Source organism: Asticcacaulis sp. W401b (genome assembly GCF_046503825.1).
Classification (GTDB): Bacteria; Pseudomonadota; Alphaproteobacteria; order Caulobacterales; family Caulobacteraceae; genus Asticcacaulis.
Window position 1 is genome coordinate 113,135 of record NZ_JBKFEE010000008.1, and the last position, 12,339, is coordinate 125,473.

Sequence of the window (12,339 nt, forward strand, 5' to 3'; positions counted from 1 at the left end):
TGTGGCGTTGCCGAGGTATTGCATCATGACGTCACCCAACACCCCGACTTCGTTCAAGGATCGCATCCGCAAATCAGTCGCCCTGATCGTGCTGCTGGTTGTGTCGGCGGTACTGACCCTTATCGAGCTTGGCCATCCGCTTGAGCTGTTTCTGCGCGCGGCCCGCAACTCCTTCCAGAAAATGCCAGTCAGCGGTGAAATGGTCGTCGTCGGTGTCGATGACGAAGCCTTGTCTTCACTCGGCCCCTGGCCGTGGAAGCACGCCCACATGGCCGGCCTGACCGAGCGCCTGTTTGCCGATGGGGCGCGCCGCGTTTTCTTCATGACGCCTTTGACCGATCAGGGTGAAAGCCGTAACCGCCTGCTGGCCGACAGCTTTGCGCGTTATCCCGGTCGCGTTTTTGTCAGCGCCAAGGCCGATTACAGGCTGGGACCCAAGCGCGTGACCTATATCCTGCCGCCGGATATCGTCCGTGACGAAGCGCAGACCGTATCTCTGGTGCGCTATGTGGCCTTCTGGGGCGGTTTTTCCAGCATCCCGTACAAGACCGACGTTGAAGGTCAGGCCCTCGATTCCATCGAATCAGTCCTTTCGGGCGTTTATGGCAGCACGCAGGAACGCTTCCCGATCAACTATGCCTTCGACAGCAGCACCGTGCCCTATACCAGCGCCGCCGATGTTCTGAGCGGCAAGGCGCGCGCCAACGCGTTCCGTGGCAAGGATGTGGTTGTCGGATTCAACGCCCCAAGCCTCGGTGAACAGATGCGTGTTCTGGGGCAAGGACATAAATCCCCTGCGGCTACGGTCGTTGTTTTGGGCGCGGAAACCCTCAAGCACGGACGCCCCCTGCAACTGGGCTGGCTGCCGGGCTGGCTGTTTGCCGCCGTTATCGCCGCCTGCCTGCTCAGCCCCCGTATGAAGCGCGGTAAGCGTCTTCTGATGCTCGGGGCCGTGGTCACCCTGCTGGTGGTGCCGGGCGTTCTTGAACGCTTCAATATCTTCATGGATATTATGGGCGGCATCACTCTCTTGCTGCTGACGGGCGTCTATGTCCTGTGGCGTCGTTTTGGTGCGCAGGAGAAGAAGGGCGGCACCATCAACCCGGTGTCAGGTCTTTACACGCCCAATGCCATCCGTCACGAAGACCGTCTCGATGGCCGGCAACTGGTCGCCGCGCGTATCCGCCGCTACGCCGAAATGGTCAGCGCCCTGCCGCCTGAGGCCGAGCGCCTGCTGGTGAAGGAGATCGTGGCGCGCCTCGAACTGGGGGCCGGTGGGGCTCAGCTCTATCATGGTGACGACGGTAACTTCTTCTGGCTGTCGAACCTGTATGACCATGACCTGCTGATCGAGCAATTCACCGCCCTGCACGTCATCTTCCGCAGCCCCATACGTTTTGCGCGCAATTCCTTCGACGTCGATATCTCCTTCGGCGTGGATCGCGAATTCGACCTGCCCGTTTCACACCGCCTGACCAGCGCCCTGGCCGCGGCCCATTCGGCCGAGCAGGATGGCACGCGCTGGCGTCTGCACGATCCGTCGCAGATCAGCGAAAAGGAATGGAACCTGTCATTGCTGGGCGAACTGGACGACGCGCTGGACGCCGGCAAGATTTGGGTGGCCTATCAGCCGAAGATGGACCTCTACAGCAAGGAATTGCTGGGCGCTGAGGCACTGGTACGCTGGACGCACGAAACGCGCGGCCCGGTCAGTCCGCTGGAATTTGTCGAAATGGCCGAACGCCACGGGCGTATCGACCGCCTGACGGATTTTGTGCTCAATGACGCGCTGAAAGTCGCCAAGACGGTCCTGCTGACCAAGCCGGAATTCCGTATCTCGGTGAATATTTCGCCCAGTCTTCTGACCTCGCGCGACATCATGGACATGGTGAAGGCTGCGCTCGACCGTCATCAGGTGCCGCCGTCGTGCCTGATCCTCGAAGTGACCGAGACGCACGCGATTGCGCAGAACGAAACACCCAGCCTGCTGATGGCCGAATTCCGCGACATGGGGATCGGCTTGTCGATCGATGACTATGGCACAGGCCTGTCCACGCTGGAGTATCTGCGCAAGATTCCGGCGACCGAACTGAAGATCGACCGCCGCTTCACGCAAGACATCTGCGAGAACAAGGCCGATCGCGCGGTGATGAAGTCCACCATCCAGCTGGCGCACGCGCTCGGCATGAAGGCCGTGGCCGAAGGGATCGAAACCTTGGAAGTCCTGTCGCTGCTGGCGCGCATGGGCTGTGATACAGGTCAGGGCTACTATATCGCCCGCCCGATGGACGCCAAGGCGTTCCTGGCGCGCATGGCGGCCGAAGCTGAACAACTGCGCCACGGCTAAAAACCCATCTACCGTAAAACGTCACGACCCGCTGTCTTCTGGCAGCGGGTCTTTTTTACTTACGCTAAGCCGCTTTGGCATAGCTTTTGCAGTGAAATGCCGCCTGTTAACCTTGTTGCGCAGGTATCGCGGCGAAATGTCACGCATCCCTGGCTGCGTTTATTTTGATTTCCTTGCACAATTCGTCAGTTGCGAGAAAAAACGGGTTAATATGCCGTAAAAATTCTTGGTTAATGCTTGTCAATGCGTTTAGAAAGTGTTAACCATGCACGTACAGCGATAGGGCTGTTTAGCGTGATCAAGTGAGGCATATCATGTGGGATTGGCTGTTCGGATACTGGTTCTAATACCAGTCTAAATACTTTCGAAAGGCCCCCTTTGCGGGGCCTTTCTTGATTCTGTGCGCCGGATCTAACGTTGAATTCCGTATTTACGAGGGCAGAGAGCCTGCTAAAACAGACAGACCACCTCTTAACAGGATTGCCATGACCCGCATTTTGAAAGGCCTGATGCCACTAACTGGCGCTTTGCTGCTGATCGTGTCCACGGCACAGGCGCAGGACGCTGTTGCCGGTAAAAAGGCCTTCGGGGCCTGCATGTCCTGCCATTCGGTGAAGCCGGGGGCCACGGGCATCGGCCCGTCTCTGGCCGGCATTGTCGGCAAGAAGGCCGGGACCAATGACCCGAAATTCAGCTACTCAGCCGCGATGAAGAAGGGGCCGGTATGGAGCGAGGCGCAGCTGGACCGCTTTCTGGCTGACCCCGGCGGCACCCTCCCCGGCAACACCATGGCCATGGCCCCGACAAAGGACGCCAAAAAGCGCGCGGATATCATCGCCTACCTGAAAGCGAATTAGGCTCGCCACGCGCGGATCACGTCGGCCAGTATGGAGACGGCGATTTCGGGCGGCGTCTTTGCCCCGATATCGAGCCCTACGGGCCCCCGGAGTCGGGCCGTCTGCCTCTCAGTGAAGCCAAGAGTCTTCAGCGTTTGGATACGACGTGCATGAGTACGGCGGCTCCCCAGCGCTCCGATATAGAAGGCGTCCGAACGTAAGGCCGACGACAGTATCTCCGGTTCATAGTCGTGGTCGTGGAACACGCTAACGACGGCCGTGGCGGCGTCCATCAACCCCGTGATCGCGCTATCGGAAGCGCCGCGTAAGGGCCGGATAACCTCAGCCCGGCTACGTTCACGCGTGGTGTCATCGGGTGAGACCACCGCCGTGGCAAACTCGCTCAGACCCGCCATCTGCGCCAGCAGCGGCACGATCGGTCCCTGCCCCACGATCAGCAAACGGGGTTGCGGGCGATAGAGCCGCTCAAAGCGCCCGTCCCACACATAGACGGTCTCACGCCGTTGCTGGCGCGCCGTTCGCAAACCCGCCAGCACCTCATCGCTGAGGGTCACATCGAAGCTGACCGCGATCCCCGACCCGCACGGCAATACGATATCGCGAAAGCGCGAGCCTTCGCCATAGCGTTCCAGATGGTTATGTCCGCGTGCGATGGCGCTCAGCGCATCGCGCACCAAGGCCTGCTCAGCACAGCCACCCGTAATGGCCCCAACGGCGCGCCCGTCTTCGGCCACGGCGATCTGGCTGCCCATAGGCCGTGGTGATGAGCCGCCGATAGCCACCAGTGTCAGAAGCGCCGTTTTCAGCCCCTCGTTTCGCCAGCGCCACAGATCGTCGAGCACATAGTCGGCATAGGCCGGAACGGCAATGTCGATGACCTCGCTCACGCTTTTTCCGCCAAAGCCTCCGGCATCAGCGGCAGCTTGCGCACGCGGACACCCGTCGCCGCAAAAATAGCGTTGCAAACAGCCGGGATGACGGGTGGCAGGGCCGGTTCGCCCAGTCCCGTCGGCGGGTTGTCGCTGAGGACAAAGTGCGTGTCGATGTGCGGGGCTTCGGACATGCGCATCAGCGGCACGTCGTGGAAATTGCTCTGCACTGCGCGACCCTTGTCGAAGGTGATGGCCTGACGCAGTTCGCCAATGCCATCAATGACCGAGCCTTCGACCTGATTAATCGCGCCGGCCGGGTTGATGATCTGAGAACCGACGTCGCCGACCACCCACACCTTCAGGACGCGCCACGTGCCGTCCGGGCTCACCCGCACCTTGGCCACTTCAGCAAAATAGCCGCGATGGCTGAAGTAGGTCGCCAGGCCGAAGCCTTCCCCTGCCCCCGGTTTGCGGCTGTCCCAGCCCGAACGCGCCCTAAGCGTGTCCAGTATCACTTTCAGCCGTTTCAGGTCGTAGTCCGGGCCTTGGCCCTGCGCCGCAGGCCCATTACTGGCCTTTTCAATCAGGTGCAGGCGGAAGTCGAACGGGTCCTTGCCTGCCGCGTGCGCCACCTCATCCAGGAAGCATTCGTGCACATAGGCCAGCGAATTGGATGACGGCGCGCGCAGATACCCCGTGGGGACAAGCGTCTCGATCAGCGACTGCTCCAGCCGGTAATTCGGCACGGTCATCTGCAAGAAGCCATCGGGTGTTATCCCGGCCCCCTGCGCGGGTTTGCCACCGCGTGCAAAGGTTACACCGTGCGCCTGATAGGCGCTAAGGCCGCCCGCACTATCAAGACCGGCGCGCAGACGGTGATAATTGCCGGGCCGGAAGTAGTCGTAGGCGATGTCGTCCTCGCGCGTCCACAACAGCTTGACAGGAACTCCGGCCTTCTGCGCCACCGCCGCGGCCTCGACCATATAGTCGTTTTCCAGCCGACGCCCGAAGCCCCCGCCGCCACGGATCATATGCACCGTGACCTTGTCTTCCGCCACACCCAGGGCCTGCGCCACCAGCCGGCGCCCCCCGCCTGGCGACTGAGTCGGGGCCCAGATTTCGACGCCATCCGCTGTCACCTTCACCGTACAGTTCTGCGGCTCCAGCGGTATGTGAGGGATGAAGGGCGTCTCATAGACCGCCTCTACAGTCTTTGCCGCAGCCGCCAGCGCCGCTTTGGTGTCGCCCTTGTTGCGAATGGCCTCGCCGCTGCCGGTCAGCAACGTCTCTGCCTGTGCCTGATAGGTCGCCGTATCGTGCGGCGCGCCTATGGCGTCGTCCCAGACGACCTCCAACTGATCGCGCGCCGATTTGGCGTACCACCACTTGTCGGCAACGATGGCCACGCAATCCTGAATACCGTGGAAATCCCCCTTGCCCTCCAGCGTGAAGACCTGCGCCACACCGGGCAGTTTGCGGATGGCATCGAGATTGGCCGATTTAAGTTTCGCGCCATAGACAGGCGGCTTGGCCAGTATGGCATACTTCAGCCCCGGCACCACGGTGTCGATGCCAAAGATGGGCTCGCCCCTGACGATCTTCGGGCTATCGACGCCGCCCTTGAACTGCCCGATCAGGGTGAAGCTTTTGGGGTCTTTCAGCGCGACGGTCTTGAGGTCCGGTACGGGGACCTTCGCCGCCGCCGTGGCCAGCGCCCCATAGCTCAGCTTTTTGCTGCTGGCCTTGTGCACGACCGCGCCCTTAACGGCGCTCAGCTCAGCCACCGGTACCTTCAGCGCCTCGGCCGCCGCCTGCAGGAACATGGCGCGCGCGGCGGCCCCGGCCCGGCGCATATTCTCATAGTTCATCGGCGTGGTCAGCGAGCCACCGGCAAATTGCGGGCCATAGGTTTTTTCATCAACCGGGGCGGTTTCAACCCGCACCTGCGCCCAATCGACGTCCATTTCTTCGGCGATGATCATGGGCAGCATGGTCTTAACGCCCTGCCCCACCTCAGGGTTCTTGGCACGGATGGTCACTGTGCCATCGGGGGCGACGGCCACGTAGTCGGTCAGACGCGCCGCGGCAGACTGCGCTTCGGACGGCGAAGCCCCCATGCCCATGACAAACCCCCCGCCGGCCAGCACGGCGGCGGAAACAAATAGGCGACGTGAAATCGTGATGTCATCCATGCTCAGGCCTCCCGCGTATCGGCCAGTGCCATACCCGCGGCCTTTTTGATAGCCGAACGGATACGGGTATAGGTGGCGCAACGGCACAGATTGCCGTCCATCGCCGCATCGATTTCGGCATCGCTTGGTTTCGGCGTCTCCTTAAGCAGGGCCGCCACCGTCATGATTTGCCCAGCCTGACAATAGCCGCACTGCATGACATCGACCTCAAGCCAGGCCGCCTGAAGCGCCTTGCCTTCCTTGGTCTCGCCGATGCCTTCGATCGTGGTCACGACCGCGCCTTCGACGGCGCTGACCGGGGTTATGCAGGCGCGCACCGGCGTGCCATCGACGTGCACCGTACAGGCCCCGCACTGGGCAATGCCGCAACCGAACTTGGTGCCGACCAGCCCGAATTCGTCGCGCAGCGCCCACAGGAGCGGCATGTCTTCGGGCACGTCCTGCTCATAGGCCTTGCCATTGATAGTGAATTTCAAATCCGCCTCCCTTTGTATTTATTTGCAACATAACGGATTTGGCCGCCACTCAAAGTGACATTTGCTTTATCCGCCCGCGCGCCCGCTCCAGATCCGCGGGTGTGTCAATGTCAGACAGGACTTCTGCCGCCGCTTCTATGCTTACGGTTTCAACGGTGGCAGAGGCCATGATCCGTCGCGCGCCCTCATCACCGGTAATTGCGCGCAGGGCCCTGATGTGACCCGCGGCAAAGGCCACCGGCGGCCCTTTGATCGCATCCGCCGCACTGACGGCAATGCTCGCATCCGCGCCGAGCGCCCTCAGCAGGGCCTCAATATGCGTCAGCGGCACAAACGGCATGTCGGCCAGACAGACCAAAACCCCGGCGCATCCTTCCACCCGCTGCGCAGCCAAGGCCAGATTATCTCCCATGCCGGCACCCGCCGCAGGTGGTACGGTTTCAAACCCCCGCGCGCGCAAGACGTCCTGCAATCCCTCTGAGGCCACAACCGAAACCTTCTGCCGCCACCTGATCGCTGAAAGGCGATGCGCCATGTGCAGTCCCAACGGCACCCCGCCCAGATCGGCCAACAACTTGTCTGCGTCACCAAAGCGCCGGGAATGCCCAGCCGCCAGCAGGATCAGGGCCATGTCTTCACTGTTCATTGGCTTATCTTGCCGGTCGGTTTGCTTTTTCTCAAACTCATAATTTCTTTCGCTGCGTCATCCGGCTATAGGGGACCGTCATGTTCAAACTCCCCCCCAAGGACATCCCGCCGTTCCCCGAATTTGTCGCCATTATCGCCGCCTGTATGGCAGCGACGGCGCTGAGCGTGGACACCATGTTGCCGGCCCTGCCCCCTATGGCGACGGATTTCGGCATCGACAATGCCAACCGCATGCAGCTGATCATCTCGGTCTTCTTCATGGGCATGGGCATAGGTCAGTTTCTGTGTGGCACGCTATCAGACTGGCTGGGACGACGCCGCGTGCTGCTGGGCGGGCTGATCGTCTATGTTCTGCTGTCGCTGACCGTGTCGCTGGTCACCGATATTGAACACATGATCCTGTTGCGCTTTTTTCAGGGCGTGGCGGCGGCCTCAGCCAATGTCATCCCGCGCTCGGCCATCCGCGACCTCTACTCCGGCGCGCGCATGGCCAAGGTGCTCTCGACCTCACACGTCATCTTCATGGCCGTACCGATCATGGCTCCCAGCCTGGGTCAATTGATTATGCTTGCCTTTCCGTGGCGCGGCATCTTCCTGGCGCTGACAATCGCAGGCCTGCTGGTCTTCCTGTGGGTGTGGGTACGCCTGCCGGAAACCCTCCCAGCTGCAACGCGTTTTGCACCTTCACCGGGCAAGTTTATTCGCGTGGCCGGCTACATCGCCTCTGAGCCTACGTCTCTGGGGTATGGGCTGGCCGTGATGGTGATGACCGCTATGATCCTCTGCTACCTCTCGATGATGCCGCAGATATTTGAAGAGGTGTTTCACCAGCCGGGTTATCTGGGGCTTGTCTTTGCCCTCTGCGCCGGAGCCATGGCGGTCGGGGCCTTTATCAATATCCGGCTGGTCGAGCGATTGGGGACGCGCGTCATATCACACCGCTCGCTGACCGCCCTGATCATCCTCTCGGCCGTGCATGTGGTATGGGCTCTGCTGGGCTATGAAACGCTGATCAGTTTCACACTTCTGCAGGGCCTGACCATGATGTGCATGGCCATGTGCACCTCCAACTTCACAGCCATTGCCATGGAAAAGGTCGGTCACGTCGCTGGCACAGCCGCCTCGCTTCAGGGCATTTTGCAAATGGTCGGCGGCGGCCTGATCGGGGCGTGGATCGGTCAGTTCTGGTCCGGCGGCGTATGGCTTCTGCCGCTGGCAGCTATGGGGCTGGGCCTGACAGCCATCAGCATCATTCTGGTGGTTGAAAAGGGTCGGCTGTACCGCAACCCGGTCTAGGGTCCAAACCCAATCATTCCGCGTCGGGTTGCCGTTCAGGTCGCGTGGCGTCAAAGGCCGGATGGCTCAGACAGGCGGCTTCGGCATCCCTCAGACGCGGCCAGCGCAGTTCGACCCCAAAGCGGCGGGCATTGGCCATCTGCGGCACCAAAAAAACGTCAGCCAGAGTCACCTGCGGACCGAAACAGTAGGGCCCCGCCTGCCCGTCCAGCAGGGCCTCGCAGGCGTCGAAGCCGGTGGCAATCGTCTCCTGCGCCCACGCCCTGACGCCCGCCTCGTCCTGACCCAGCGCCTTTATGCGGTTGAGGACACGCAGGTTCTGCACCGGGTGGATTTCGCAGGCGATGGCGTAGGCAAAGGCGCGGATACGCGCCCGCTCCAGCGCGCTGCCGGGCAGAAGCGGCGCCTGCGGATAGACCTCATCCAGATATTCGCAGATGGCCAGAGACTGGGTCAGTATCTCTCCGTCTTCGACCTCCAGCGCTGGGACCAAACCTTGCGGATTCACCTTCAGATAGGCAGGCGCGCGCTGATCGCCGTGACGCAGGTGCACGAAGACCTGATCATAGTCGAGACCTTTCAGCGCCAGCGCGATACGCACGCGCCAGGCGGCTGAGGAGCGGAAATAGCCGTGAAGTTTCATTTCGCCGTCATCTCATCATCTTCTGGCGCGGGATAGACCCCGGCCAGCACTTCGTCAAAATGGGCGCGCACCTGGTTGGCACAGCCGCAGGCGCGCTGCCTGAGCCCGGCCGGATCGCGGATTTCGACCCGCCCGCGCACGGTGGCCAGCAGGCCGTCCCGCTGCAACACGCCCATGACACGGCTGACATAGGCCCGCCCGACTCCCAGCATAGACGACAACTGATCCTGCGTCAGCGGGATTGTCGCCGTCTCTGTACGGTCCAGCGCCAGGGTCAGCCAGCGCGCCGCGCGCTGTTCGATGGTGTGGGTGGCATTGCAGGCCACCGACTGAAACACCTGTGCCAGCAGGCAATCGGAATAGCGCGCAAAGAAGTAGCGGAGCGTCAGGGATTCGGCCTTCAGCGCCTCCAGCGTCTTCAGATCAATGCGCAGCAGCTTGCCCGGAAACTGCACCTCGGCGCACGAAAAGGCGGGCAGACGGCCCTGACTGACGATCCCGCCGACGGCCCCTTCGCGCCCGACCAGCGCCGTTTCGACCCCGCGCCCGTCATCCAGCAGCACACGGAAACCCACCAGGGTGGGTCCCAGCGGAAACCAGGCGTGGCGCACCACGTCCCCGGCATTGAACAGGACCATGCCGCGCGGGGCTTCGATCACCTCCATACGCGCTTGCAGCCGCATCCGGTCGGCGGGGCGCAGCGCCATCAGCAGATTGCTGCTCAACAGTTCGGGGTGGAGCGTGTCCATCGGGGGGCCTCATCACGTTTGCCCTCTATGTGTACGAGTGCACATACAATGCCGCCATGTCGGGTTAGGCACGCGGTCGCAAGGTTTCAATAAAACCGGCTTCTTCGAAAGGTCCGCACATTTATGGCGTCCGCCGCCCCCCTTATCCTGCTGGCCGAGCCGCACCCCCCCAGCGCCGACCTCATCGTCACCCTGCTGGAGGATCTGGGGCTGAAGGCCGTCGTCCTTACCCGCGGTGACGCCCTGCTGGAGGCCCTGTTGTCGCGTCAGGGCCACGTCGTGCTGCTCAGCATCGACCTGCCGGACATGGACGGGTTTCGCGCCACACGCCAAATCCGTGATCTGGAACGTCGCCGGCTGATCCCGCCGGTTGTCATCATCGGCCTGACGCCGCAGGGCCTGATTGATGAGCGTCAGCTCTGCCTCGATGCCGGTATGGACGGCCACCTGTCGAAACCTGTGACGCTGGGTCGCCTCAGCGCCGCCCTGTCGCCCTACCCCTTGCCGAATTAATCGCGTCGCTTCTGCGCCTGAAAAAAAATGTCCCGAAAAAATTTATGAGGATACGCTGGAAACCGGTGTCATTACCGTATAAGCTAGTGCCAACCATAAAAACAAACGCTCAGTTTCGGGAAAGACGCCTACTCCATGCGCCCCTTGTTAAAATCGATTGCAGGCCTGACGGCGGGCCTGTGTCTGGCTTTGTGCAGCCCGCTCGCCACAGCCGCCCCTCAGCCGTCGGACAGCGCGGTCAAAAAAACCATGCGCAAGGCCACGCAATTCATGGTCGAGACCGTTTCGACCAATGGGGGCTATGTGTGGTCCTATCTGCCGGACATGTCGCGCCGTTGGGGTGAGCTGGAAGCCAAACCCAGCATGATCTGGGTGCAGCCGCCGGGTACGGCCACCATGGGTCACCTCTTCCTCGACGCCTACCATGCCACGGGCGATGAGTATTACTACACCGCTGCCGAAAAGGCCGCCGCCGCCCTGATCTTCGGCCAGCAGGACAATGGCGGCTGGCACTATTTCATCGACTTTGGCGGCGAGGCCTCAACGAAGCAGTGGTACGACACCATCGGCAAGAACGCCTGGCGCATGGAAGAGTTCCAGCACTATTGGGGCAATGCCACCTATGACGATGACGGCACGGTGGAGGCGATGACCTTCATCCTGCGTCTCTATCTCGAAAAGCACGACCCGAAGTACAAACCCTCCCTCGACAAGGCGATCGACTTCGTTCTCAAAAGCCAGTACCCCAACGGCGGCTGGCCGCAGCGATATCCGCTGAAATACGAGTTTTCGCACCACGGTCAGCCGGACTACACCTCCTACATTACCTTTAATGACGATGTGGCCGCCGGTAATGTCCACTTCCTGATCCTCTGCTATCAGGCGCTGGGTGAAACGCGCGTTCTCGATGCCATAAACCGCGGCATGAACATTTATATTCTGGCGCAAAACGGCGCGCCGCAGGCCGGCTGGGCGCTGCAATATACGCCCGATCTCAAGCCCGCCGGGGCGCGTACCTATGAGCCGAAATCCCTGTCGGCGCATACCACCGCCAGCGCCATCCGGCAGTTGATGGACTTTTATAAGCTGACCGGCGACACCAAATATCTGGCTCCCATTCCGGCAGCGCTCGACTGGCTCGACTCGGTGCGTTTGCCCGGCGAAAAGCCCCTTTATCCGTCGTTTGTTGAACTGGGCACCAACAAGGCACTCTATACGCACCGCGAAGGCTCTAACGTCGTCAATGGCCACTACTATGCCGACTATAATCCGGAGCATACGCTGCGCCACTACAGCTCGACGCGCTCGATCAATGTCGCCAAGCTGCGTCAGGACTATGAAAAGCTGAAAGCCACCCCGCCGGAAGAGGCCTCCAAAGACTCGCCGCTGAAATACGGCGTGGCCAAGCCGCTGCCGCGTTATTTCCTGATCGAGGAACATGGTGATTCCGACCTCAACCACAGCCGCGTCGCCGAAACCGCCGATCAATTGGTCAAGTCGCTAAACAAGGACGGCTGGTGGCCGACCGAGCTGAAATCGACCTCCAACCCCTATATCGGCGACGGGTCGCCGATGCCGACTGAAGGGGATTACCGCTCGACCCACGTCGGCGACAAGACCGACACTTCGCCCTACCTCGCCGACAAACCCGTTATCGGCATTTCGACCAGCGCCTATATCGACAATATGAAGGCGCTGATCAGGGCACTGAACGCCAGAGACACTAACGAAAACAAGAAGAAATAA

General features: G+C 61.4%; 11 protein-coding genes. 5 read left to right on the forward strand and 6 right to left on the reverse strand.

Annotation, left to right across the window (positions count from 1 at the left end; all coding sequences use genetic code 11):
* Nucleotides 1-25: 25 nt before the first annotated feature.
* Nucleotides 26-2,347: an EAL domain-containing protein gene (locus ACK8OE_RS15645; RefSeq protein ID WP_410273305.1), complete on the forward strand. Its 2,322-nt coding sequence runs from the start codon at nucleotides 26-28 to the stop codon at nucleotides 2,345-2,347.
* 485 nt (nucleotides 2,348-2,832) lie between these two features.
* Nucleotides 2,833-3,204: a c-type cytochrome gene (locus tag ACK8OE_RS15650; protein WP_410273306.1), complete on the forward strand. Its 372-nt coding sequence runs from the start codon at nucleotides 2,833-2,835 to the stop codon at nucleotides 3,202-3,204.
* Here ACK8OE_RS15650 and ACK8OE_RS15655 read toward each other — a convergent pair.
* Genes ACK8OE_RS15655 through ACK8OE_RS15670 form a run of 4 tightly spaced genes read right to left on the reverse strand, consistent with a single transcriptional unit; the run spans nucleotide 3,201 to nucleotide 7,390 of the window.
* Complete coding sequence (locus ACK8OE_RS15655; RefSeq protein ID WP_410273307.1) at nucleotides 3,201-4,091, reverse strand: XdhC family protein; 891 nt, start codon at nucleotides 4,089-4,091, stop codon at nucleotides 3,201-3,203. The genes ACK8OE_RS15650 and ACK8OE_RS15655 overlap by 4 nt on opposite strands.
* Nucleotides 4,088-6,268, reverse strand: a complete 2,181-nt coding sequence (locus ACK8OE_RS15660; protein WP_410273308.1) for a molybdopterin cofactor-binding domain-containing protein — start codon at nucleotides 6,266-6,268, stop codon at nucleotides 4,088-4,090. Before ACK8OE_RS15660 ends, ACK8OE_RS15655 begins: the two co-directional genes overlap by 4 nt.
* Nucleotides 6,269-6,270: 2 nt before the next feature.
* Entirely contained in the window at nucleotides 6,271-6,744 is a 474-nt protein-coding gene (locus ACK8OE_RS15665) for a (2Fe-2S)-binding protein (protein WP_410273309.1), read from the reverse strand.
* A gap of 49 nt (nucleotides 6,745-6,793) precedes the next feature.
* A complete protein-coding gene (locus tag ACK8OE_RS15670; RefSeq protein ID WP_410273310.1) occupies nucleotides 6,794-7,390 on the reverse strand; it encodes an NTP transferase domain-containing protein in 597 nt (198 codons plus the stop codon).
* An 80-nt stretch (nucleotides 7,391-7,470) separates the two neighbouring features.
* Here ACK8OE_RS15670 and ACK8OE_RS15675 point away from each other — a divergent pair, with 80 nt between their 5' ends.
* On the forward strand, nucleotides 7,471-8,688 hold the full coding sequence (locus ACK8OE_RS15675; RefSeq protein ID WP_410273311.1) for a multidrug effflux MFS transporter: 1,218 nt from the start codon (nucleotides 7,471-7,473) through the stop codon (nucleotides 8,686-8,688).
* A gap of 13 nt (nucleotides 8,689-8,701) precedes the next feature.
* Here ACK8OE_RS15675 and maiA read toward each other — a convergent pair whose 3' ends face one another.
* Nucleotides 8,702-9,331 carry a maleylacetoacetate isomerase gene (gene maiA, locus ACK8OE_RS15680; RefSeq protein ID WP_410273312.1) on the reverse strand — a complete coding sequence of 210 codons (630 nt, stop codon included), beginning with the start codon at nucleotides 9,329-9,331 and terminating at the stop codon, nucleotides 8,702-8,704.
* A complete protein-coding gene (locus ACK8OE_RS15685; protein WP_126423294.1) occupies nucleotides 9,328-10,080 on the reverse strand; it encodes a Crp/Fnr family transcriptional regulator in 753 nt (250 codons plus the stop codon). The genes maiA and ACK8OE_RS15685 overlap by 4 nt, the downstream gene beginning before the upstream one ends.
* A gap of 123 nt (nucleotides 10,081-10,203) precedes the next feature.
* Between ACK8OE_RS15685 and ACK8OE_RS15690 the strand changes: the two genes are divergently transcribed.
* Together ACK8OE_RS15690 and ACK8OE_RS15695 are read left to right on the forward strand one after the other, a co-directional pair.
* Entirely contained in the window at nucleotides 10,204-10,593 is a 390-nt protein-coding gene (locus tag ACK8OE_RS15690; protein ID WP_410273313.1) for a response regulator, read from the forward strand.
* 135 nt (nucleotides 10,594-10,728) lie between these two features.
* A complete protein-coding gene (locus ACK8OE_RS15695; protein ID WP_410273314.1) occupies nucleotides 10,729-12,339 on the forward strand; it encodes a pectate lyase in 1,611 nt (536 codons plus the stop codon).